The sequence below is a fragment of the Ereboglobus luteus genome (assembly GCF_003096195.1).
GTDB lineage: Bacteria > Verrucomicrobiota > Verrucomicrobiia > Opitutales > Opitutaceae > Ereboglobus > Ereboglobus luteus.
Window position 1 is genome coordinate 3,886,074 of the sequence record NZ_CP023004.1, and the last position, 23,239, is coordinate 3,909,312.

Here is a 23,239-nt window from a genome sequence, read left to right on the forward strand (position 1 = left end):
CTAAAGTGACTCTCGCCTCGCCCGCACCCGACCGCTGCAAACGCCACTCCTTTTTTGCGTGATACCCGCGCCGAGTTTCCGCAGCGTTTACGTATTCTTCCTTTCATTTTCCGTTCACATCCATGACAACAAACAAACCGCATTATCTTGAAGAAAGCTTCCGCTGGTATGGGCCGAAGGATTCGGTGTCGCTCGCGCACATCCGCCAGACGGGCGCGACGAATGTCTTTTCCTCGCTGCACCAAATTCCCTACGGCGAACTCTGGCATCGCGAGCCGATCCACGAGCGCAAGCGGATGATCGAAACCGCCGGCCTGCGCTGGGGCGTCGTGGAATCCGTGCCGGTGCACGAGGACATAAAAACGGGGCGTGGTGAAAACCTGGAGCGCCTCTTCAACAACTACCGCCAGACACTGCGGAATCTCGCCGCCGAGGGCATCCACACGGTCGTCTATAACTTCATGCCCGTGCTCGACTGGATTCGCACCGACATGCGCTACGTCCTCCACGACGGCGCGGAGTGCTTGCGTTTCGACCCCGTGCAACTGGCCGCGTTCGACATAAACGTGCTCGAACGCAAGGACGCCGAAAAAGACTACACTCCCGATCAAGTGTGGTCGGCCAACGCGTGGTGGAAATCGCTCGACGCGACTGCGCGCGACAACTTTGTCCAGGGCGTCATCGATGTTTTTCCCGGATGCAAATGGGGACTCTCCGTTGAGGACATCCGCGCGATGTTTGCGCGGCACGCGCACCTCGATGCGCCGATGCTCCGCGCGCACCTCGCCCGCTTCCTCGAGGAAGTGATTCCGACGGCCGAGGAAGTCGGCGTGCGCATGGCAATCCATCCCGACGACCCTCCGTTTCCCGTGCTCGGCCTGCCGCGCATCGTCACCTCCGAATCCGACATCGAGGCGATTTTGGCCATGGTCAACAGCCCTGCGAACGGACTGTGTTATTGCAGCGGTTCCCTGAGCGCGCTTCCGGCGAACGACGTTGTCAAGATTGCCCGGCGTTTCGGCCCGCGCATCCACGTCGCGCACCTGCGCAGCACGCAACGCATGTCGGACGGCTCGTTTTACGAAGCCGATCACCTCGGTGGATCCGTGAACATGCCCGCCGTCATGCGCGCGCTTCTCGACGAACAGGACCGCCGCCGCGCCGAGGGCCGCCCCGACGACACCATCGCCTTCCGCCCCGACCACGGCCACACGATGCTCGACGATCTCTCGAAACCAACGGGCATCACGCCCGGCTATTCATGCATCGGCAGAATGCGAGGCCTCGCCGAGTTGCGCGGCCTCATGCACGGCCTGCGTCATGCGGAAAATCCGCAATAAGCCACGCCACGTCGAACGCTTCCGAACGGACATAGCGGCGGCTGGCAGAATGTCGCTGTCGCTCGAAACGGTGAAACCACCCTCCCCCAAGCGCTGTCAGCCGCGGCGTTTTTTGTGGAGCGTCACTTGATTGCCGTCGCGCTCGACTTTCATCCGGGAATCGCCCTCAAGCAGGCGCACGAAATTTTCAACCTGGTCGGATCTCAGTGTCGCGCTGATCTCGGCCTGCGCCAGCTCGGGGTCGGCAATGACGATCCGGATGGGCGCGTTGCGGCGGTTAAACTCCGCGACGACGCTTGCGAGCGGCTGCTCGGCGATGTCGATCAGGCGCGGATGCCACGCGATCATGTTTTCGATTTTGTCCGACTCGACCGTGCGCACGCTCATGCTCGGCGATTGCGCGGCGAACGACACGACCGCGAGCTGTCCGGCTTTTACAAGCGAGTCCTCCTGCGTCGCGGGTTGGCCGCCGCTCGGGGCGGCGGGTTCGCCGTCGTTGGCGTCAACCCGCACGAGTCCGGAAGTGACGAGCACCTCCACAGCGTCGCCGCCGCGGCGCACGTTGAAGCTCGTGCCGAGCGCGCGCACATTCACGCCGTCGATGTTGACGATGAACGGGCGCGAAGGATCTTTCGCCACGTTAAAATTAACCTCGCCGTGATTGAGTTTCACATGTCGCTCGGTCGCCGTGTAGGTGACGGTGATCGACGCGCCGCGGTTCAATTCGACGATCGTGCCATCGTCGAGCTTGGTTTGCTCGATTGTGGAGATCGCATCCTTGGCCGCATACACCGCCGAGCCCGGTGTCGCGAGGGGCGGAGTTGCCGTGGGCTGAAATATTCCGACCATCAGCAGCACCGCGCACGCGGCGGCTCCGGCGAGACCGAGCGAGGCGCCCGTGATCATGCGCCGGTGTTTCCGCAGCCAGCCCCAAAGCGTTTCGCGGCGCGGGGCCAGCAGGTCGCGATTCGGGCGTGTTGAGTGCTCGGGGCGCCAGTCGGCCAGGATGTCGAGGCGCGACCAGTTTGCGCGCTGCCGGTCGTATTCCTCCGCGTGGCGCGGATCGGCGGTGAACCAGTCCAAAAAGGCATCCTGATCGGCGCCGCTCAGGCCTGCCTCGACCCGGACGGCCCAGCTGGAGGCCTCGGAAATTATTTTGTCCTGTTCGTTCATTCGTCGGGTTCTTCGTCAAAGACCGCGCCGCGGCGCGGTGTGTTTTCTAAAATATGCGTTAAGTTTTTTCAGCGCCAGCACCGATTGGATTTCCACCGTGTGCTCGGCGATGCCAAGCTCCGCGGCAGTCTCCTTTTGGGACATGCCGTAGATTTTGCGAAGTGTTAAAATTTGTCTGCATCGGTCGGGAAGCGATTGGATTGCCTTGGTGAGCATTTCCAGTTCCTCGGAGCGGGCCACCGCGTGATGAACATCAATGCTCTCGTCTATGATGCCCGAGTGATCGAATTCCGCTAAGGAATCTTCCTTGGCCACGGCGCAATGGCGCGCGCGCATGAGCGCGAGGTTGCGCGCGGTGACAAATAGGAACGCCTTTGGCGAGCGCACTTCGCGCGACTGGCGCGCATCGAGCACGCGCACGAACGACTCCTGCACGATGTCGTCGATATCGCAGCCGCTGTCGAACTGGCTTTTCAGCCATGCCCTGAGCATGGGTTCGTGAGGTCGCAGGTTTTCCTCAAACCATCGGGCGGACTCTGAATCTTGGGGAGGCATTGTCTCGGGATTTTTTGCACTCTTTTCTGGGGCTCACTGCGGCAAGAGCAAGCGTGGAAACACGTCCGAAAACTTTTTATAAAAAACCTTAGAGGAAAACGGCGCCATGCGCATCTGCTGGGTGCGCGGAAGTTCGCACGATCCAAAAGGGATTGCAGAACACCCTCGCCTTGAAATAACTGCACGCAACACACCCATCCATGAACACCCGTCGCCTCGCACCCCTGTTTTTCGCACTGGCGATTGTCCTGCTGTCCGCAACCGGCTGCCCTCGGCAAAACGCGCCGCGCGCCTCGCGCACCGCCACTTTTACAAACCCAATCGGCGTCGGCGCCGACCCGTGGGTGATCAGGCATGGAGACCATTATTACTGGACGCTCACCGACACGGATCGCGGCGTCGCCATCTGGCGATCCGACAACCTCACCTCGCTCGGCAAACGCCACATCGTCTGGCGCGCCCCGGCGACCGGCCCGCACTCGAAGGAAATCTGGTCGCCCGAGCTGCACTTTCTCGACGGACGCTGGTATATTTATGTCGCCGCATCCGAAGGCAACAACGCCAGCCACCGCATGATCGTTCTTGAGGGCCCCGCCGACGATCCGATAGGCGAATACACATTCAAGGCCGAACTCTACACCGGCGACCACATCGAGACCGGCGAGCTGAACCGCTGGGCCGTTGACGGCACGATTCTCGAGCACGAAGGCAAGCGCTACTTCGTGTGGTCGGGCTGGGAGGACGAACGCGACATTTCGTGGCTCTACGCCGCGCCGATGAGCAACCCGTGGACAATCTCCGCCAACCGCGCGCGCCTCTGCGCCAACGACGATTTCCAATGGGAGCGCGTGGGCGAGTCCATGCAAGCCCGCGCCCTCAACGAGGCGCCGCAAATCCTCCAGCGCGACGGCCGCGTGTTCATTGTGTATTCGGCGAGCGGCTCCTGGCAGCCCACGTATAAAATGGGAATACTCGAGCTCACCGGCGACGACCCGCTGGAGCGCGACGCCTGGCGCAAGCACCCCTACCCTGTCTTTTCGCCGACAGCCTCGACCTTTGGGATCGGCCACGCCTCCTTCGTGAAATCGCCCGACGGCAAACAGGACTGGCTCGTTTACCACGTCAAGGAGGAGCGCAAGGACGGCTGGAGTCGCCTCATTTTTGCGCAACGCTTTTATTGGACGCCGGGCGGCTTCCCCGACTTCGGCAAACCCGTCGCGCGCGCCGTCCCCATCTCCGCCCCAGGCACACCCGATGCGAGGTAGCGATAAAACAATGGGTGCGTTTTTGCAGTGAGAGCAAATGAACTGCTATAGCAGTCATGCCAGCCAATGTATTGAAGCGTTTGGATGAGTCAAAGCCACCTCATTCACGCCATTGCGCGCCACTGTGACGATAGGAGCGGCGCGATGCTCATGGGTCAGGGTAATGTGATGTCCGCCGTTTGGCCGGGGGCGATAGTTTGGGTGATCGCGGGGCGGCCGTCGCGGGTGACGGTGAGTTTTAGGTTTTTGCCGTCGCGCGTGATCGAGAGGTCGAAGGTTTGGCCGAAGGCTTTGATTTTGCGGAGCGCCATTTGCCGCCATCCGGCCGGGAGGCGCGGGGTGCAGGCGAAGCTGCGCAGTCCCGTGGGACGAATGCCAAAGATGCCTTCAGTGTAGATGCGGCAATAGAGGCCGCTTTCGGTGGAGAGGTGGCGCTGGTCGCCTTCGGGCCAGGCTTCGATCGCGTAGGGGACGTGCTCGCCGAGGAGCCGTCGGTTGCTGTAAAGGGTCAGGTAGTCGAGCGCGCGCTTGGTGTCGCCGGCGGCAAAAACACCTCGGAGCGCGTAGAGCGTGGAGCGGTCCCAGAATGTTATCTGGCCGGCTTCGGTGGCGAGGCCGTCGTCAGTCCAGAGGCGCGGGGAGAAGAGCGCGTCGATGGTGCCGGGGGCGCGGTCGGGGATGCCGACGGTCAGGGGCATGCAGATCCAGGCGCGGAGGATGTCGGGTTTGTTGAAGTAGGCGGCGTGGCGCGCGAGGCGGCGGTTTTCAGGTTTTCCGGCGGCGGCGTTGGCGTAGTCGGTTTTGTCAAAATAGCGGTAGGTGTCGTAACCTTCGACCTTGGCGCCGAAGTGGGTTTCGATGGCGGTGCGAAGGGCGGCGGCCTGGCGGCGGTAGGTGTCGAGTTGTGCGGCGGGTTTGCCGAGGTCCTTGCCAAGATACGCGGCGGAGAGGAGCGCGTCGTAGTAGAGGGTCGAGGTGCAGAGGTTGGCCTTGCCGGCAGGGAATCGGTTTTCGAGTTCGTCGGAATCGGAGGCGACCACACCGCGGGCGTCGATTTTGCGATGGCAGTATTCGAGACACCATTCGATGAGGGGCCAGAGTTCGGCGGCGATTTGTTTGTCACCGTAGGCGAGCGCGAAGCGGGCCGCGCCGTAGGCGATCATGGCCATGTCGCCGCGGTCGCCGGCGCCCTGCCAGGTGGTTTTGCCCTCGGCGGTGATGGAGCTGGGGATGGCGCGGTAGCCGGGGTTCATGTATTTGGCGAAGACGCGGTAGGCGTTGAGCGAGGAGGCGTCGCCGAGGCGGTCGCCGAGGAAGGGCGTGAAGGGGCCTGCGTATTCGGCCTGGTCGTTGGCCCAGATGGCGGCGTAGTAGGCCGCGCCGCCGGGGCCTTGCATGAGTCCGCCGGCGGTGTCGAAGATGCTTTCGGTGACGCGGATTTTGGCGAAGGCGAAGGTGGTGTTCAAAACGGGGTCGGGCGTTTCGAGCTGGAGGTTGTCGAGCCAGTAGGCGACGCGGGCGCGGCGCGCGGCGAGCTCGGCGTCGGAGTCGAGTGTTTGGGCGACGGGGCGCGCGGCGTGCTCGGAATTCTTTTGCGCGATGATGGCGTAGGTGAATGTGGCGGCTTCGCCGGGGGCGAGTTTTCGGGGCGCGGGATTGAGGACGCGCGAGGTGGCGGTGTAGCCGGTGTCGTAGATGTGCCGGCGCGAGGCGGCGGGGCGGATGGTTTTGACCATGTCCTCGAGTTCGACGGTGACTTCGGTTTTGGTGTTGTTGGCGAAGGTGTAGCGTTCGAGGTAGGCGGGCTTGTCGGGCGATGGGAAAAGGGTGCGCGTGAGCTTGATTTCGCCGGGGGTGTTGCGGATGACGAAACGGCTTTCGATTGTGATGAGGCCGCGGTGGTGAACGCGGGTGACGGTTTCGCGGAGGTTGGCCGCGCCGTTGATGAGGATGCGCGGGGAGTCGGGGAAGGTGAGGTCGAGATGGTCGCGCGTTTTGTTGGGCTCGAAGCGGAGCATGGGCCAGATGAGCTGGCGGGAGAGGACGGGGGCGGCGCGGTTGTCGATGCCGTAGGTGACCAGCGCCGAGATGTGCAGGCCGGACATTTCGATGCGGTCGGTGTGCGGCGCGTATTCGGCTGGCGGCGGGGCGTTGGGCGCGAGGGTTTCGGGCGCGGGCTTGGGCGCTTTTTTTATTGTCCAGGTGATGCCGCCGTCGGTCGGATCAATCGCCCATCGGGACGCGGACGCGGGCGCGGGCGCGGCTGCATCCGCAGCCGCGAAGGGTGAAAGGTGAAGGGTGAAGAGTGAAAGGAGGAGCGCGGCGGCGGGCAGGATGCGGTGGTTTTTCATGGAGCGCTGTGTGTGTTTTTATGAGCGAAAGGTGTGCGCGGTTTCGATGGCGGCGCGGAGATTTTCGATTGGCGTTGTCGGGGCCACGGTGCAGTCGGCGGCGAGGATGACGCGGTCGGGCGCGTCGCGAAGGAGGTCGCGGACGGTGGCGCGGATTTGGGCGGGCGTGCCGGTGGCGAGGACGCCTTTGCGGTCGAGGCCGCCCATGACGGGGCGTTGGAACAGCGCGGCGGCTTGGGAGAGGGAGAGGTGTTTGCCGTCGGCTTCGTTGGGGATGTTGACGATGTGGCCGGGATAGTCGGCGAAGCGGGCGGCGAAGTCGCCGGTGTCGTAGGGGCCGTCGTGGTCGCAGATGTGGAGGATGTTGAAGGGCGTGGCGGCGGCGACTTGTTTCATCATGAGCAGGTCGTAGGTTTTGACGACGTTCTCAAAAACGGGGCGCGCGGCAAGGCGGTTGGATTCGCCGCCTTGCGTGCAGGTGTAGAAGCCGTCAACGCCGAGGCGGACGGCGGCGTTCACGAATTTCATGACGGAGAGGTAAACGTTTTCCATGCCGCGCTTGACGGCCTCGGGGTCTTCGTTGGCGTGCGCGACGAGGGTTTTCCAGTGCACGGCCTGCTTTGCCATTTGGTAGGGGCCGTAGATGGTGGGGAGGATGAGCGCCTCGGATTTGAGTTCGCTCATGAGGCCGCGGATGACGTGGAGCGTGGGCTCAAAAAAGGATTCGTCGAGGACGGGAATGTTGCGCCAGTCGGAGGGCTTTTTGATGTCGGGGCATTTGGGGTAGGATTGCTCGAACTGGATTTTAACGAAATCCATGCCGGTGGCGCGGAAGTAGTCGGCATGGGCGCGGATGGCGGCGTCGCCGGAGCGCTGGTTTCGCGGAAAGTGCATGAAGAATCCTGCCGGGATGTAGGAGTGCGAAACGTTCGCGTCGAGCATTCGCATCACGAGGTCGCGTTTGTTCGAGGCGGCCGGGCGGCGCGTTTTTTCGGGCGCGGCATTTGTCGTCGGGAGCATCCCGGAGAATGCGGTTGTGGCGGCGGCGAGCGCGGATGTTTTGAGAAAGGAGCGTCGGTTCATGTTTGTCATTTGGTTAAAAAATTATTCCGCGGTGATTTCTATTATCGCGCTTTCGAGGGAGCGGCGGAGGGGGGCGGCGAAGCCGTCGCGCATCAGGGTCGCGCCGTCGGCGGCGTAGGGTTTCAGGCGGGAGGTGGCGCCGGGCGCGAGGTTGATTTCGCGGACGCGGTAGGTTTTGGCGGGATCGAGTCCGAGCGGCTTGATCGCGGGATAGGCGACCTCGCCGAGATTGTAGATGAAGACGAGCGCGGCGGCGCGGTCTTGCGAAACGTATTCGAGCACGGCGCGGGGCTGGTCGTAGGGCGAGGCGAGACGGTAAAGATCGCCGTCGGCGGTGATGGGGCGGATGTGCTCGCGGTAGAGTTTCGAGGCGGCGGCGACCTGGGCGCGTTCGGCGGGAGTCCAGCGCGAGATGTCGCGGTCGATTCCGAAGGCGCCGGAGAGGGCGACGTCGATGGCAAACTTGAGCGGTTTTTTGCCCATATTGGTGACGTGCGCTGAGAGGGTGTTTGACGGGAAAAACTGACTGAAGCCCCACTGGATGAAGACGCGCTGGTGCGGGTCGGTGTTGTCCGACGGCCAGAAGGAGTGGAAGTGGCGCATGGCGCCGTAATCGACGCGTCCGGAGCCGCCGGAGCAGAGCATGGCCATGACGCCGGGATATTTTTCCGCCATGTGGCGCATGAGGTCGTAGAGATGATGCTGGTAGTCGATGAGCAGGTGCGATTGCCGGCCGGCGGGGAGATGGGAGGAGCCGGGCTGGGTGACGTAGCGATTGCAGTCCCATTTCACGTAAGTGATGCCGGGGTTGGGCGCGAGGGTGTTGTCGATGATGGAGCGTTCGAATGCCCGCACTTCGGGGCGGGTGAGATCGAGGATGAGCTGGTTGCGTCCGTAGGTGAGCTCGCGCTTGGGTTGGGTGATGACCCAGTCGGGGTGTTTTTCAAAAAGTTCGCTGGCGGGATTGACCATTTCGGGCTCGAGCCAGATGCCGAAGGCGACGCCCCTGGCGATGGCGGCGTCGGCGAGGTGCGTGAGTCCGTTGGGGAGTTTTTTGCGGCAGACTTCCCAGTCGCCGAGTCCGGCGCGGTCGTTGTCGCGGGGGTATTTGTTGCCGAACCAGCCGTCGTCGAGGAGGAACAAATCGGCGCCGACTTCGCGCGCGCCCTCGAAGAGGGAGATGAGCTTGTTTTCGTCGAAATCGCAATGGGTGGCCTCCCAGTTGTTGAGGAGCACGGGGCGCGGCTTGGCGCCGTCGCGGATGCCGTGAGCGCGCGCCCAGCGGTGAAAGTTGCGCGACATGCCGCCCCTGCCCTCGGTGGAAAAGGTGTGGAGCAAGGCGGGCGTGGCGAAGGTGTCGCCGGGGGCGAGGATGTATTCGGAGGCGAAGGGGTTGATGCCGCAGAGGGCGCGGAGGCGGTTGGCGTTGTCGATTTCAAACGCGAACTGGAAGTTACCCGACCATGCGAGCGCGCCGCCGATGACGCGGCCGGTTTCCTCGCGCGCGGGGCCGTCGAGCGAGAGGATGAAGTTGGGCGCGCGAAACTGGTGCGCGCGCACGCCGAGTTTTGTATCCAAAATTTTGATACCGGGGGCGAGCCGCTCCTCGGCCAGGCTTGCCTCGCGCATGTAGGCGCCGTGGATTTGCGTGAGGTGGTAGGCGGTTGATTTTGCGACGAGCGCGGCGGAGGCGTAACGCGACAGGGTGATCGCGCCGGGTTCGTTGTTGGTGATCTCGGCCCATTGCTCGATGATGTTTTCGGCGGCGTAGGCGCGATAGTTGAGCGCGACGCGAAAACCGGGATAGGCGGGATCGGCGAGTTCGATGCGAGTGTGCGTGACGCCGGCGCGCGCGGGGTCGTCGGCGGCAGTGTGCGAAACGTAGCGCAGGTCGGTGGAGGTGTTGCCGTCGGCGTGGGTGACCCGGAGTGCGGGTTCGTGCAGGAAGCCGTTGCCGTATTGGGGGTATGCCTCGTCATCGCGGGAGGCGGATTGCCGGGGTTTGCCCGCGGGGGAAGCGGCGCCGTAGTGGAGTTGATAAAGACGCCCGTCTTTTCCGGCGAGGAGAACAAGCTCGGTGTTGCCAGTGCCGATCGAGATTTGCCGGGCGGGCGCGCTGAAGAGCGAAATATGAAAAGCCAAAAACAACAGCAGGAGAGCGGCGGAAACGGAGCGTTTGTTCATGTGATTAAAGTTTGGGTGTTACTCCGAGTAGCCGATGGCGCGGAGGGCTTCGGGGCCGAGGCGCTCGCGGAGTTGCGTCAGATAGAGGCTGCGCGGGGTGACGGGTTTGTCGTTGGAATCGAAGGTGCCGGGATTCTTGATTTCGCGCCGTGCGGCGTCCTTGTCCAGCCAGGTGCAGCCGATGGCCCAGTTGAAGGCGCTCGCGGGTTGCTGGATGGTGTGGGTTTTCGCGACGCAATTCCATGCGACCGACCAGCCGAGGCCCCAGCCGTGCCCGGAGCCGGCGGTGCCGCGGTTTTTGAAATCAATGCCTCCGTCGGGGAGCTTGCAGTTGTCAACAAGCATGCCGGTCGTCCAGCCCATGTGGCCCTCGAGGCGGCTTTTGCCATTGAATGTGCATTCGAGAATCACGATGGGGCCGACGTGACGGCTGCCCGTGGCGACGAACCACACGTTGTCGCCCTCGACCGAGCAGCGCGAGAGGAGGATCTGTCCGCCGTTGGGCGCGAACTCGGCGGGCTTGGAGGAGCCTTCGTGGCGCGCCTTGCGAATGACATCGACTCGCTCAAGCGTGATGCGGCGGCCGTTCACGCTGACACTGTCCATCGTTTCCTCAATGCGCACGTCACGCATCCAGCTGTCCTCGGCTTTCATGCGGATGGCGGAGTAGAGTTTTTTCGAGTGATTCACGGGTTGCTCGGGCGACTGGATGCGGAGATTTTCAATGCCGCAGAGCGAGACGGCGACGGGTTGGCCGATCTTGGCAATGGTGGCGCCGTTGGCGGGGAGGTTTTTCACGTCGATGTAATCGGGCAGCGGGATGTCGAGCGTGATGGTGTTTTTGTCGATGGCGGCTATGGAGCGCAGGGCAGAAAATTTGCTGCCGGGCTTCATCCAAATTTGCGGTTTTCCGTTGCGGAAGAGGGTGTGCATTTCGAGCAATTCTATCCATTCGGCGGTCACGGTTCTGCGGATGACAATGGTGTCGCCGACGGAATAATTTTTCGCGTTTGCAACGGTGAACGTTTTTGAGCCCGCCGGGACGTAGCGGTCGGTGATGGCGGTTTCGTCGGTGCTGTTGCCGGGGATTGTGTAGCGATCGCCGCCGACGTAGAGCGCGTTGTGCTTGGGGCCGGCCATCTTGATTGTGCTGGCGTTCGGACCGGTGGCGCCGCTGCCGCGAAGCACGACGCCGCTGGCGTTGACGCGAAGCGGCTCGGTGCAGGTGTAATCGCCGGGGGCGAGAAGCACGGCCCCGCGGAAGCCGTTGGCGTCGGGCGGGCGCGCGGAGACTTTGTCAATGGCGGCCTGGATGTGCGCGGTGGCGTCGGCGTTTTTATCGGCGAGAGGCTGGACGGTGAGCTTGACGGGCACGACGGGGAGCGCGACTCCGCCGCCCTTGTAGCCGGCGTGCGAGAAGTCCATGATGCGGTCGCCCGCGGGCGTGGTTTCATAAACGAGGCGTCCGTCGGGACCGGGAAACACCCACGAGGACGTGGCGCCGGTGGCGCCACTAATGAAGAATGAAGAATGTATAATGAAGAATGCGCAGAGGTTGCGGAATGTGGATTTCATAAATGGATGTGTGTTTTGAAAATGAATCGCGCGAGTTACCACAATTCAGGTCTTTGATATTTGTGTATATTCGCGCAACTTGTGCTTATTAATAATATATTATTTATTATAATCCTCCATGACGACGGCGGCCCAGAGGAAACCGGCGTAGGTTTCCTTGGCGTTGACCATGCGCTTGCGGGAGGCGTAGGCGTCGTAGTTTTTCTGGATGCTCACGCCGTCGCAACCGCCCCAAACGTCGACGAGTCCGTGCTCGTTGATGCGCGTCATGGAGAGGAGCGCGGCGTAACCGCGCTCGACGACGGGTGTGTATACGGCCGAATCGAGGAGGTTCATTTCAATGCCGCGCTTGAGCATGTATATAAACATGGCGGTGCCGGATGGGTCGATGAAGTTGCCGGGGCGGCCGCCTTTATCGACGATGTTCCACCAACCGCCGGTCTTTTCGTCCTGGAAGTTTTTCAGGCCCTCGGCGACTTTGGCGTGAAGGGCGATGAGTTCCGGGCGCTTGGCGTGGTCGGCGGGCATGAGTTTTAAGGTTTCGCTTATGATGAGCGCATACCAGCCGTGTCCCTCGGCCCATACGTCGGTGGAGAGGCCGGTTTTTTTGTCGGCCCATTCGCGGAGCTCCGGATTCGCCGTCCAGCCGTGATAATAGAGGCCGGTGTTTCCTTTTTCGTGTTTTGTATAAATGAGGATTTGTTTCGCTGCCTCGTCGAAGCAGTATTGCGTGTCGCCGATCACGGCGCCGTAGCGGGTGAGGAACATCTGGCCCATGAAGATGCCGTCGATCCACATCTGGCCGGTGGTGCCGCGTCCGTGCCAGAAGCCGCCGTCGGGGTTGCGGGGATAGTCGTCGAAGGCGCGGCGGAAAACCTCGGCGGCTTTTTTATAGCGCTCGTCCTTTGTGTGTTCATACATGGCGACGAGCATCGAGCCGGTCATTATATTATCGAGGTTGTCGCGGGGACGGTCGGGCGCGTTTTTGCGGGACGGGTTGACGGCGGTGAAATTGCCACCGGCATCCACAAAGTTGTCCATGTATTTTTTAATATAATCGTAGTATTTTTTATCGCCGGTCTTTTTATACAACATTTCGAAACCGTTGAGCATGTATCCGGTGACGTAGTTCCAAGGTTTCCAGTAGGCTTCGCGGTAATCGGGGTAGCGGGCCATGACGGACTCGGCGGCGGCGACGGCCCAGTTGGGCGGGGCTTGCTCGACGGTGTATTGAGGGAGGAGGGCGTTGGCGACTCCTTGCGAGGTGCGACGACGGGGGAGCTTGAGCGCGGCGTTTTCCGCGGGAGTGAGGTCGGTGCGAATGTATATCAATTCGATGCCCTTGCCGTTTTGCGGGTCGAGGTTGCGGCTGTATTGGCGGTGATAGTCGTCGTTCCAGTGTTCGTGAACGCCGAGGCTGGGGACGGTTTGCCTAGACTGGCGGTATTTGGTGCGCGAGGGGGATTGTTGGCGAGGGCCATTTCATGGAGGTAGTCGTCGGCGTTTTCGCGGACAATGAGCCAGGGGCGGTTGAGGTTGTCGCGGTCGGCGTTGTCCTTTGTTTGCGAGTAAAGGATGTCGAGGCCGACGGAATCGAGCGCCACGCCGTCGAGCGAGGCGAGGATGCAGGAGGGCCAGGAGGGGTTTTTGTAGGGATAGTTGCTATTGTTGAAAGGGGCGTTGGGGAAGTGGATCGGGTATGAGGTGTGCTTGCGGGCGGAATACATGCCGTCGAGCATGTAGAGGATGGTTTTCGCGCCGAGGTTGGGCGACGCGGCGAGATCGACCATGGGGGAATACACTTTTTTGCCGCCCTCTTGGTTTGTGTTGATCGCCTTGTGGAGCGCGGAGGGGCCTTGGATGGAGCCGTAGTGGTTTTTGCCGGTGAGCGTGACGCCGGTCTGGCCCTCGTCGCGGCCCTCCATGTTGCTGTAGGGATAGGAGTGATTTTTGAGGATGGCGAGGTTGATGATATAGGTGGCGTCGAGGACTTGGCGGGGAATGTCCTGCGGGTTGTTGCGGCCGTTTTCGGTGCCGTTGGAATAAGTGAGCGCGGTTGTCCAGTCTGGGCGCTCGATGCGCGGGCGGCCGCGATGGGAGGAATGGCGCTGGTCGTCGGTGACGGTGCGCTCCTGGAGGAAGCGGACGTCGGGAAATTCATCCCAGACTTTTTGCAGGAGCTGGGTGAAAACGACGCGCTTGGCGTCGTAAATGAGGATGTCTTTTTCCGCGACGCCGGCGTGGTGCACGAGCTGGCGGACGGTGGCGAGGATGATTTGCGGGGTGACGTCGGAGGTGTTGTTGTTGCGCATGGAATCGCGGCGGTCGTTCTTGCCGCTGGTGGAGTTCAGGTTGACCTTGACGGCAACGATTTCGCCGGGCTGGTAGCCGCGGGCGGGGCGCTTGACGCCCATGAGCGGGGCAATGGTTTTGTTATAATACTCAAAAATGGCCGTCCACGCGGCGGTGTCGGTTTGCGCGCCGGTGAGCGAGCGGAGCGTGCTGGAGACCATGGCGTCGGTGCGGGGCTGGCTGGTGGCTTCGTCGGACCACCAGGGGTCTTTTGCGTTTTTCCAATCGCCGCTCCACTTCGCCGCGCCGGGATCGTGCGCCCAGACGACGCGCCCGGGAAAGATGCCTCGCGCGGCACCAACAGGCTGGTTGGACGCTTCGGGAACCCAGTTGTATTTTGTCTTGGTGGGGCCGGGGGTGGCGCGCTGCGCGCTAATGAATAATGGAAAATGAAAAATGAATAATGGAAGGATGACGAGGCGGAGGAGGTGAAGGGTGTGTGCTTTCATGTGAAATGTGTGGCGGGGGGTTGATTGGGATTTTTATTGCGTCCTGTGTTTTTTGACGAAGAGCGCGTAGGCGGCGATCACCGCGAAGCAGAGCAGCGGAAGGACAAACGACACGCGCGTCGAGGAGAGCGCCTCGCCGAACCAGTGGCCCTTGTCGATGATCAGGCCTTGCAACGGCGGCATCACGCAGCCGCCGCCGATCGCGACAATCAAGCCGGCCGACGCGAGCTTCGCGTCGTCGCCGAGTCCCTTGAGCGCGATGCCGTAGATCGTCGGGAACATGAGCGACATGCACGCCGAGACCGCCACGAGGCAATACAGCCCCGTCATGCCCTTGATGAAAATCGTGCCGCACGTGAAGGCGCCGCCGCAGCTCGCGAGCAGCAGCAGCAGTTGCGCGGGACGGATGTATTTTAGCAGATACGTGCAGACGAAGCGACTCGTCACAAAAATCCCCATCGCGACCATGTTGTAGCCCTGCGCGACGTCCTTGCGCATGCCGAGTTCGTTCTCGGCGTATTGGATGATGAAGGTCCACACCATGATCTGCACGCCGACGTAGAACGCCTGCGCCACCACGCCGAGCAGGTAGCACGGGTTGGTGAAAAGCCGTTTCACGGTCGCGCCCAGCGCCGTCGATCTCGCCTCGCCGTTTTTGCCGGAGGGTTCGTGCGAAACGCCCTCGGGCAGCCTTGCGACCAGGAAGACAACAAACATAAAAAGCACGACGACGCCCAGCATCAGGTAGGGGCCGACGATCACGCCGAGGTCGTTTTTCTGCATCGCAGCGAACGCCGCCGGATCGGTTTCCGCGAGCACGCGGCGCGCGGCCTCCGGAGTCTGGTCGAGTTTTGCGAGGATGAGATTGCGCGCCACCAGCATGCCCGTGAGCGAGCCGATGGGGTTGAACGCCTGCGAGAAATTCAAGCGCCGCGTCGCGGTCTCCTCGGAGCCGAGCGAGAGGATGTAGGGGTTGGCCGTCGTCTCAAGAAACGCCAACCCGCACGTCATGGTAAAATAAGCCGCGAGAAACGCACCGAACGCCATCGCGTTTCCCGCCGGCACGAACATGAAGCATCCCATCGAATACAAAGCCAGTCCGGTGATGATGCCTTTTTTGTAACCGAACCAACGAATGAACAGCGCCGCCGGAATAGCCATGACGCAATAGCCGCCGTAAAACGCGGCCTGCACCCAAGCACTTTGAAAATTCGAAATGAGCAGGATGTTTTTGAACGCCGCCACCATCGGGTTGGTGATGTCGTTCGCAAAACCCCACAGCGCGAACAGCGAGGTGACGAGGACGAACGTGAGCAGCATGCCTGGGGGATCACGGGCTGGCGGGCGGTGGACGAAGGATCGGAGGGGGCGGGTTGGGTCATGTTATATTGAGGGTGAGGAGAGCGGGTGACTGTTTGCGCGAGGATAGGTAATTTGACTCTTCGGCGCGCCCGGCGCGCCCGCCCACCCTCGCGAATACAGTTTTACTGGGGGGCGCCTTATTTTATGATCACGTCCTGAGACTTGATTTTTTTGACGAGGAGGGCGCCGTTTTCGGGCGTCGGGGCTTTAAGGTTTTCGATGCGCGCGCCGATCACGTCGTCGAGCACAACGGCGTGGCGGGCGTCGGGGGTTTCGTAATTCACCGCGCAATCCTTGAGGAGAAAATCCTTCACGTGGCGCGCCCAGAAACCATACGCGGGCTGCGTCTTCAAATCGCCGACGTTGTAGCGGCCGACGCCGATTTCCGGAGGGTTCGCGTCCCTGTCGCTTTCGGGGTTGCCGCCTTTCACGAGCACGGTGACGTCGGTGAACTGCACGTTGGTGATGTAGCCGGTGTGAAGGCCGTTGGGCAGCTTGAACTTCAGGCCGCCGTGCACGTCTTTGTTGTCGGGAATTTTGAAGCCGGCGATGATCGGCGTGGCGCGGTTCAGCTTGCCGTCGTAGGCGCGCCAGCGGGGTTTGTTGCCGTAGGAGCTGCCGCCGTAAACTTCCTCGCAGTCGATCGCGTTGATGATGATGTTCTCGACCCGGCCGATGTCGGAGTTGGTGACGAGGAGTTCGTCGCGCACGGAGCCATTTTCATCGAATTTGTAACGCTCCACATCGGCGCCGAGCACGCGGCCGCGGTTCGAGATGGAGATGAAGAACGGGGCACGCGTGCGGAGCATTTTGCTGCGCGAGTGTAGCGTGCCGGTGTGCCCGCAGTTGAGGTGGACGTTTTTGATGTGCGCGCCGTCGTTGGTCGAGATGGAGAAGCCGGCCTTGTTCGCGGCAAGCACGTAGATGTTGTCCACGCAGAGGTCCTGGATGTCGTCGGCGGTTTCGGAGCCGATTTGAAAGAGGTTGCAGTTGGTGTCGCCGACGATGTTGCGAACCTTGTAATTGCGGACGGGGCGCGTGAAGCCGAGCGAGCAATCGGAGCCGGGTTTCACGATGTCGTCGGAACTGACTTTTGAGTAGATGTTGGTGACGGTGACATTGCCGCAAGCCATGAAGTCGTAGATGTCGCGCGCGTTGCCGGAGTGGTGTTTTGCAAAATAGGTGTCGTGCATGTGCAGGTCGTCGGAGCCGGTGGCGAGGACGACGAAGTGGCCGCCGCGGTCGATGTGGAGCATGTTGGACACGTCGAAGTTGTGATGGCGCGCGCCGGCGTCGTCGTATTCGATGTAATAGGGCACGTCCTTTTCCCTGTCATACCAGAGGTCTTTTCCATTGGAGTGGCCGCCGATTTCGATGTTGGTGCAGAGTTTGAGCGTGAACATTTTGTCGGCGCGCTTGCCGGCGGGACTGTTCATGACCCTGTCGGATGTGGCGATCTTGCCGTTGCCCGTGATGCGTCCGGTGCCGACGATTTTTATGTTGTCCTGCCGCTCGGCAAAAAACATGGCGTTACGGAAAAAGGTGTGGCCGACGTCCTGTTTCGTGAGCCAATTTTCGGGTTCGCGGTAGGGCTTGGGGTCGGTGGGATTGAGGCCGCTGCGGTAGTCGCGGTCGCTGAACCAGGTGGGTTCGGGTTCGTCGCAATCGCCGATGCACTGGATGGTCGCGCCGGCGTCGAGGTAGAGCCAGACGTTGCTGAGGAGGTGCAGCGTGCGGACGTTGTAGTCGCCTTTGGTGAAGCGGAGCGTGCCGCCGCCGAGGCGGTGGGTTTCCGCGATGGCGGCGTTGATGGCGTTGGTTTCGTCGGTTTCGCCGTTGCCATTGACGCCGAAAGATTTGATGTCCCGCTTGCCCGAGTAATACCATTCCACGTTTGAATTTCCGGCCGCTGAGCCGCCGGAAACCGCGAGCCTGAACGCGCAAAGTTTGCCCGGCTCGATTCCCTTAACGGATACGGAGCCGTCGGCGAGATTGACGGAGCGCAGTGTTTTCCACGTGCGGGCGTTGTCGGTCGAAATTTGAATGGCGGCTTCGCTGCCGGAGGAACGCACGGGCGCCCACGTGAAGGTCGCGCTCGTGTGGGTGTCGGCGTTTTCGGTGTAGGTGAACTGGCGGAGCGGTTCGCGGGCGAAATCGGAAATGGAATTGGTCGCGGTGAGTTTTGCGACCGACGAAGGCGCGTCCATCGGGCTGGAGAGGGATTTCGGCGCGGTGGTTTTGTAAACGGCCTTGAAAATATAATCGCCCGTTTTCGCGAGCTGGACGCCGGTGATGCGCAGGCGGATGTCGGGCGTGTTGAGCGGGCGCAGGTCGATACCGGTGAAGAGAACCGCCTGGCCGGTGGACGGGTCGCCCTTGATGGAAACGCGCCCGACTTGCTTGTAGGAATAATTCGTGCCGGTGCGCCCAATGGATTGCGTGGCGAGTCCGCTGAGCGGAACTTCGCCGCGTCCGATGACGTTCACGAAGGTGTTGTCCATGGTGACATTGATGCCGGCGGGAATTTCAAAGGCGACGGTGGCGTTTGGCGTGCGCTGGCCGGCGGTGAAGTCGAGCGTGATTTCGGAGGGCGCGGCCCCGGCGGTGATTGATTCGCGGTGGAGCGTGAGCGAGCCGGCAAGCGCGGCCTCGGTGGTCTTGATGGCGAGGGTGCGTTTTGGTTTTCCGGCGATGACAAGCGTGTCGCCGGCGGCGGGCGTGTCGGCATCGTCGAGTTTTTTGCCGGCGCGCGTGATGGTGATTTTGCCGGATGGTGCGAGTTGTTTGGCGAGTTGCGCCACGGTGGCGGCGGTGGAGACGAGGCCCTCATCCCGCTGTGAATCAACCGTGAATGAATACGTGGTGCCGGTGATCAGCGTGATCGTGTCGCCGGTGACGGACGCGATGTTCGGTGTTGCCGCGGCGTGCGCGCGGCCAGGGCCGGCCATGAGAAAAATGCAAAGGGCGAGTGCGGGGAGTGGACGCATTGTGTGTGATGAAACAGGGTTAACGAACAGGGTTTGATGCTGCAATGATTTGGATGCGGGGAATTTTGTGAACGACGCTGATTGGGCCTTTTGGACTATTGGGGCGTTTTTGGGCGAACTTGTTTGATGGCACCAAAGGCGCCCCACTCGTCAGATGACATGAAGCCGACAGGCGGGGCACAATTCCCCAACTTGTCGGCTTCATGTCATCTAAATTGTGAAACCTCGTTGGGGGTTTGAAACGCAAAGTGAATACCGAAGACGGTTGCGCAATGTGGAGTTGTCGGCGGCGGGACGCCGCCGCTCCGCGCAAGCGTGTTTTGCTAGATTTCTACTTCGTCATGAAAACCCATGTCACCGTCGAGTAGCGCCATTTGTTTCCAGACTTGTCGGGGATGACGCGGCCGGTGAGCTTGCCTTTCGCATCGCGCTTCACTTCGAGCGTGGTCCAGCTGAAATCGCCGCGCTCGTGGTCGAAGGTCACGCCGTCGTCATCATAGACCGCGTAGCTGCCGGGCGCGGCGCCGTAGTGGCGGACTTCGAGCGGGAGCATTTCGTCCGGGCCGGGTGCCCAGTGGCGCTCGGGCACCATGGGGACGATGCCGCCGTCGCGCACAAAGAGCGGGATTTGCGAGGGCGGCGGCGTGACCGTGATCGTCTCGTTCGCGCCAACATATTTGCCCGTGTAGAAGTCATACCATTTGCCGGGAGGGAGAATCACCTTGCGCTCTTTCACCGACGCGGAAATGGGGGCGACGAGGATGTTGTCGCCGACCATGTATTGGTCGCGCACTTCACTGACCTTGCCGAGTTCGTAGGGGTTTTCGGTGTCGTCGAGTTTGCCGGTCTCGGTGGTCACGGCGAGTTTCATGCCGCCGAGCAGTTGCATGGGGCGGATGACCGGCGTGCCCTCGTAGCGGTATTGCGCGAAACTGGCATACCAATACGGGAGCAGGCGCATGCGCAGCACGATGGCGTCGCGCACGTCGGCGGCGTATTGCTCCGAGTCCCAGAGTTTCGCGGTGGAGTTCCAGCCGTTGAGCAGCGCGAGCGGCGACCAGCAGACGGCCTGGATGCGGCGGAGCTGGTCGAGGCCCTTGCTGCCGCGAACTTCGGGCGACCAGAGCACGCCGGCGAAGGAGGCGTTGCCGACGGCGGTGATGTAGTCGTTGTAATTGTAGTTGTCGTTGTAGATGCCGAAGCCGAGGGGCGACGCGCCGCCGTTGGAGCCGCGCACCTGGCCGAAGGTGCGGCGGTTGAGGCCGCGGTAAATGTCGTAAACCATTTTCTGCATGAGCAGGCCGTAGGTCTGGCGGAGTTGCTCGGCGTCCCTGCCGGAGGGGAAAATGGTGACGTCGGCCCAGAGGTAGCGGTCGTAGCCGTCAACCTCGTCGATCTTGAATCCGCCGAGCCCGGCGGGGTGCGAGCGGATGACGTTTTTGGTTATGTGGTCGGAAAATATCTTGCGCGCCTCGGGCATCGTGTAGTCGGGCACGATGCCGTTCCACACGAGGTGGTCGGCGGCGTAGGGGAGCAGCTTGCCGTGGAGTTCGGTGGAGCGCGGCGAGACGTAGGGGTTGAACCAGAGGTTGGCGCTGGCGTTGAGTTTTTCGAGTTCGGCGAGGAATTTTTCGGGTTCGGGGAATCGGTCCTTGTTCCACTCGAAGGTGCAGGGATACGAGGCGCTGTGCCAGCCGGGTTCGAGGCCGAGCATGTCGAGCGGGAAGCCTTTTTCGCGGAACCTCCGCACCTCGGCGAGCGCCTCATCGGCGGTTGTCTTGGCGGGCATGCGGCTCATGAAGCCGAGGCCCCATTTTGGCGGGAGCGCGCCGCCGCCGCAAAAGAGATTGTAACGGCGCACGGCGTCCATCGGCGTCGGGCCGGCGAAAACATACACCTCGGCGCCGGCGGCGGGCACGAGAAACTCGATCGAGTCGGAGCGCGGCATGGACGACCATTTCGTTTTTTCCGGCACGACGGGATTGCGGTCAACGGGCTCGGGTTTGTTTTTCGAATCGAGGCGCACGCTCACGCCGACGTTCACGTTCAGGTAACGCGCGGCGTTGATGAAGACGCCGTAACCCTTGTCGGAAATATAAAACGGCACGGGCGCGTGGGTGCGGCCGGAGATGTTTTGCTTTTGCGAATAATGGTCGACGTGGAGCTGGAAGATTTGCCCGTTGCGGTGCACGGAGGAGAACTCGACGCCGAGGCCGTAGATGTCCTCGCGGTTGCCGAGCGGAAAACGCAGCGTGGTTTTGCCGTTCACAAGGCGGCCGATGATTTCATCCCGGTGAAGCGGGAACTTCGCGGCGGGCATGGCAGCGAGCGCGTCCTTGAGCGGCGCGAAATTTCCGGCCGCGCCGAGCAGCGTGTAATCGTCGGGGGTGCCGATGACCGCCTTCCAGACGCCGGGAGCAACCTCGGTCCACGTCGGAGTGATCTTGGGTGGAGGAGCGGAGGAAAAGGCTGAAGGGCTGAAAGGCTGAAGAGCCGAAAGAAAAAGCGCGCAGGCGGCGGTTTTAAGGAGTCGAAGTGTGGTCATAAAAAAGTGAAGTGGTTTGAAAAAGGTGGCACAGACATTCTTGTCTGTGTCCGGGAGGTTTCGGGGTTCGGCACAGACAGGAATGTCTGTGCTACTTTGTTACGGTTTCCAGCGGCATGGCGACAACCCAGGTTTTGCTTGCGTTGTTGAAACCGCCGGGGCCGTCGGCGGTGGCGCAGAAAAGATAGCGCGGGTATCCGTTTTCCAAATACACAAACGGGCGCTCGAGGTGGCCCATGCGCTGTGTCGAGCCGTCGTCCCAGCGGAGCACCTTGGTGTAGGATTTCGCAGGGGTGGAAAGAGTCCAGTTTTCGCCGTCCGGCGAGGTGGCGTGGATGGCGGCGTGTTTTTCCCCGCAGAGTTTGCCGCTCATGTCCTTCGCGATGAGCTCGTAGCCGCCGCGCGGCGACTGCCACACAAACGGGTCCTCCACCTCGCCGAAATGCTCGCGTCCGAAAAGTGGCTTGTCGCCGACGACCTCGTAGGGGCCGGCGTAGTGCTTGGCGCGCGCGAGGCCGAGCATCATGTGGCTTTGTTTCGGATCGGCGAGCGTGCCCTCGAAACGGCGCGATTTGAAAATCATGAGCACCGAGCCGTCCTCATGCACGACCGGCGCGGGGTTCGAAGTGAGCAGGCTGTAAAACGTGCCGGGCTTGCAATCGAGGATGGGATGATCGAGGCGCGTCCACGGACCGTAGGGAGATTTCGCCGTGGCGAGGCCGATGCGTTTGTTGGCGCGCGCGACGATGCAGCGCGGCTCCTGCAACGTGAGCCGGACACCGGGCGCGGGATCCTCGAGCGGATGCGTGCTGCCCATGTAGAAAAGCAGGTAGGTGTCGCCGTGTTTGCGGATGGTGGGATTGTGCGTGGCGCGTCCGTCCCAGTATTCGGCGCCGCGCGCGGGCAGCACGACATCGCGAAACGTGTAGGGACCCTCGATTGTCTCCGACGTGGCGTGCACGACCTCGGACTTGAGCATCCAGCCCGGATGAAACGTGATGTTCCTCGGCCAGCGCGAGGCGAACATGTGATAGAGGCCGTCCTCGCCCTTGATCACGGAGCCGTCCCAGACCCAGTAGCCGTCCATCTGAAACCCGCCCGCGCGCTTGACGATTCCCTGCGAGGGAAACGGCTGCGCGGGTTGCGCGGACACGGATGCGGCGGAAACAAAGACTACGGCGAGCGCGAACAGCGCGGATAGGAGAGACGTGGATTGCTGCATGAGTTTCATCGGAATTATATTTCGGGATTACTTCTTCTTTTTCTTGTCCGTTTCGTTCACCCAAAAGGTGATGTTTTTGAAATGCACTTTTGACGTTGCCGAGGCCCAGTAGGCGCCGTTTTTGAAATACCATTTCGCGCCCGTGCCCGGCGCATACATGTGCTCGAATCGGAGCTCGTCGTTTATCCACACGCGCGCCTGGCCGGTGACGGGATTGTAGGCGGCCTTTATGTTCATCCATGTGCCGAACGTGGGCGAGGCGGCCGTGTTTTCCACGATCACGCGCTTGCTAACGCCGTGGTAGAGGTTGCCGTTGTTTTTAACATTGAGATAAATCGACTCGTGCCCGCCGCCGCCCGTGCCGGTGTTGGTTTTTATCTGCATGATGCAGGTGCCCTGCGTGCCCGCCTCCCACATCACGTCGGCGCAAATCATGTTTTCGCGCGTCTGGTCGGGCCAGTCGGGCCAGCGCATTTCCACGCGCCCTTTTCGTCCCGGCTCCCAGTCACCCTTAGTAAGGACGCAGGTGTAAGCGCCCTTGCCGGAGTCGGTGAAAACCTCGTCGCGCGCCTTCGTCGTCCAGTTCTGCAACTTGAAACCCTTGGCGTAGGTGTATTGCGTCCAGCCGGCGTTGGGGCTTTTGGGCTTCGCGTGCAAGGGCGCGATGGCGAAGGCGCCGAGCGCAAGCAGGCCGAGAACGCGAGGCATGGTGAACGAAAACAAGCGCGAGGATTTCATGGGTAACAGGAATGCCCGGATTTCTGCGCAAACAAAGCCCCTTTGGAAACAAAACGAA

Annotated in this window: 15 protein-coding genes; 2 read left to right on the plus strand and 13 right to left on the minus strand. The window is 61.7% G+C overall.

What is annotated here, in order from left to right:
• The first annotated feature begins 122 nt into the window (after positions 1–122).
• Positions 123–1,340 carry a mannonate dehydratase gene (uxuA, locus tag CKA38_RS14185; protein ID WP_108826150.1) on the plus strand — a complete coding sequence of 406 codons (1,218 nt, stop codon included), beginning with the start codon at positions 123–125 and terminating at the stop codon, positions 1,338–1,340.
• A 96-nt stretch (positions 1,341–1,436) separates the two neighbouring features.
• On the opposite strand, the gene CKA38_RS14190 is transcribed toward uxuA, so the two are convergent.
• On the minus strand, positions 1,437–2,513 hold the full coding sequence (locus CKA38_RS14190; RefSeq protein ID WP_108826151.1) for a FecR family protein: 1,077 nt from the start codon (positions 2,511–2,513) through the stop codon (positions 1,437–1,439).
• 15 nt (positions 2,514–2,528) lie between these two features.
• Positions 2,529–3,068 (minus strand): RNA polymerase sigma factor, encoded by a 540-nt coding sequence (locus CKA38_RS14195; protein ID WP_108826152.1) that lies wholly within the window; start codon positions 3,066–3,068, stop codon positions 2,529–2,531.
• Between the two features lie 200 nt (positions 3,069–3,268).
• Between CKA38_RS14195 and CKA38_RS14200 the strand changes: the two genes are divergently transcribed.
• Positions 3,269–4,333, plus strand: coding sequence for a glycoside hydrolase family 43 protein (locus CKA38_RS14200; protein ID WP_108826153.1), 1,065 nt, complete (start codon positions 3,269–3,271; stop codon positions 4,331–4,333).
• 155 nt (positions 4,334–4,488) lie between these two features.
• Here the strand turns inward: CKA38_RS14200 and CKA38_RS14205 are convergent, their stop codons facing one another.
• The 11 genes from CKA38_RS14205 to CKA38_RS14255 all read right to left on the minus strand — a co-directional run bounded on the left by CKA38_RS14205 (position 4,489) and on the right by CKA38_RS14255 (position 23,181).
• Positions 4,489–6,684: a glucosidase family protein gene (locus CKA38_RS14205; RefSeq protein WP_108826154.1), complete on the minus strand. Its 2,196-nt coding sequence runs from the start codon at positions 6,682–6,684 to the stop codon at positions 4,489–4,491.
• Positions 6,685–6,702: 18 nt separating this feature from the next.
• Positions 6,703–7,767, minus strand: a complete 1,065-nt coding sequence (locus CKA38_RS14210) for a uroporphyrinogen decarboxylase family protein (RefSeq protein ID WP_161554931.1) — start codon at positions 7,765–7,767, stop codon at positions 6,703–6,705.
• A 21-nt stretch (positions 7,768–7,788) separates the two neighbouring features.
• On the minus strand, positions 7,789–9,951 hold the full coding sequence (locus tag CKA38_RS14215; RefSeq protein ID WP_108826156.1) for an alpha-galactosidase: 2,163 nt from the start codon (positions 9,949–9,951) through the stop codon (positions 7,789–7,791).
• Between the two features lie 18 nt (positions 9,952–9,969).
• Complete coding sequence (locus CKA38_RS14220; protein ID WP_108826157.1) at positions 9,970–11,526, minus strand: glycosyl hydrolase family 28-related protein; 1,557 nt, start codon at positions 11,524–11,526, stop codon at positions 9,970–9,972.
• A gap of 99 nt (positions 11,527–11,625) precedes the next feature.
• On the minus strand, positions 11,626–12,858 hold the full coding sequence (locus CKA38_RS14225; RefSeq protein ID WP_108826158.1) for a glycoside hydrolase family 88/105 protein: 1,233 nt from the start codon (positions 12,856–12,858) through the stop codon (positions 11,626–11,628).
• The gene (locus CKA38_RS14230) at positions 12,855–14,327 is read right to left on the minus strand and encodes a DUF362 domain-containing protein (protein ID WP_108826159.1); all 1,473 of its coding nucleotides are present in this window, start codon (positions 14,325–14,327) and stop codon (positions 12,855–12,857) included. The genes CKA38_RS14225 and CKA38_RS14230 overlap by 4 nt, the downstream gene beginning before the upstream one ends.
• Before the next feature lie 33 nt (positions 14,328–14,360).
• Positions 14,361–15,647: an L-fucose:H+ symporter permease gene (gene fucP / locus CKA38_RS14235; RefSeq protein WP_108826160.1), complete on the minus strand. Its 1,287-nt coding sequence runs from the start codon at positions 15,645–15,647 to the stop codon at positions 14,361–14,363.
• Between the two features lie 179 nt (positions 15,648–15,826).
• Positions 15,827–18,676 carry an endopygalactorunase gene (locus tag CKA38_RS14240; protein ID WP_108826161.1) on the minus strand — a complete coding sequence of 950 codons (2,850 nt, stop codon included), beginning with the start codon at positions 18,674–18,676 and terminating at the stop codon, positions 15,827–15,829.
• Between the two features lie 331 nt (positions 18,677–19,007).
• On the minus strand, positions 19,008–21,221 hold the full coding sequence (locus tag CKA38_RS14245) for a glycoside hydrolase family 31 protein (protein ID WP_108826162.1): 2,214 nt from the start codon (positions 21,219–21,221) through the stop codon (positions 19,008–19,010).
• A 91-nt stretch (positions 21,222–21,312) separates the two neighbouring features.
• The gene (locus tag CKA38_RS14250; RefSeq protein WP_236919056.1) at positions 21,313–22,452 is read right to left on the minus strand and encodes a glycoside hydrolase family protein; all 1,140 of its coding nucleotides are present in this window, start codon (positions 22,450–22,452) and stop codon (positions 21,313–21,315) included.
• Positions 22,453–22,470: 18 nt separating this feature from the next.
• Positions 22,471–23,181 (minus strand): hypothetical protein, encoded by a 711-nt coding sequence (locus tag CKA38_RS14255; protein ID WP_108826163.1) that lies wholly within the window; start codon positions 23,179–23,181, stop codon positions 22,471–22,473.
• Positions 23,182–23,239 lie beyond the last annotated feature (58 nt).

Excerpts from the sequence above, each read along its gene's own strand:
- uxuA (WP_108826150.1), top strand. The coding sequence starts at position 123 with ATGACAACAAACAAACCGCATTATCTTGAAGAAAGCTTCCGCTGGTAT.
- CKA38_RS14190 (WP_108826151.1), bottom strand. The coding sequence starts at position 2,513 with ATGAACGAACAGGACAAAATAATTTCCGAGGCCTCCAGCTGGGCCGTC.
- CKA38_RS14195 (WP_108826152.1), bottom strand. The coding sequence starts at position 3,068 with ATGCCTCCCCAAGATTCAGAGTCCGCCCGATGGTTTGAGGAAAACCTG.
- CKA38_RS14200 (WP_108826153.1), top strand. The coding sequence starts at position 3,269 with ATGAACACCCGTCGCCTCGCACCCCTGTTTTTCGCACTGGCGATTGTC.
- CKA38_RS14205 (WP_108826154.1), bottom strand. The coding sequence starts at position 6,684 with ATGAAAAACCACCGCATCCTGCCCGCCGCCGCGCTCCTCCTTTCACTC.
- CKA38_RS14210 (WP_161554931.1), bottom strand. The coding sequence starts at position 7,767 with ATGAACCGACGCTCCTTTCTCAAAACATCCGCGCTCGCCGCCGCCACA.
- CKA38_RS14215 (WP_108826156.1), bottom strand. The coding sequence starts at position 9,951 with ATGAACAAACGCTCCGTTTCCGCCGCTCTCCTGCTGTTGTTTTTGGCT.
- CKA38_RS14220 (WP_108826157.1), bottom strand. The coding sequence starts at position 11,526 with ATGAAATCCACATTCCGCAACCTCTGCGCATTCTTCATTATACATTCT.
- CKA38_RS14230 (WP_108826159.1), bottom strand. The coding sequence starts at position 14,327 with ATGAAAGCACACACCCTTCACCTCCTCCGCCTCGTCATCCTTCCATTA.
- fucP (WP_108826160.1), bottom strand. The coding sequence starts at position 15,647 with ATGCTGCTCACGTTCGTCCTCGTCACCTCGCTGTTCGCGCTGTGGGGT.
- CKA38_RS14240 (WP_108826161.1), bottom strand. The coding sequence starts at position 18,676 with ATGCGTCCACTCCCCGCACTCGCCCTTTGCATTTTTCTCATGGCCGGC.
- CKA38_RS14245 (WP_108826162.1), bottom strand. The coding sequence starts at position 21,221 with ATGACCACACTTCGACTCCTTAAAACCGCCGCCTGCGCGCTTTTTCTT.
- CKA38_RS14250 (WP_236919056.1), bottom strand. The coding sequence starts at position 22,452 with ATGAAACTCATGCAGCAATCCACGTCTCTCCTATCCGCGCTGTTCGCG.
- CKA38_RS14255 (WP_108826163.1), bottom strand. The coding sequence starts at position 23,181 with ATGAAATCCTCGCGCTTGTTTTCGTTCACCATGCCTCGCGTTCTCGGC.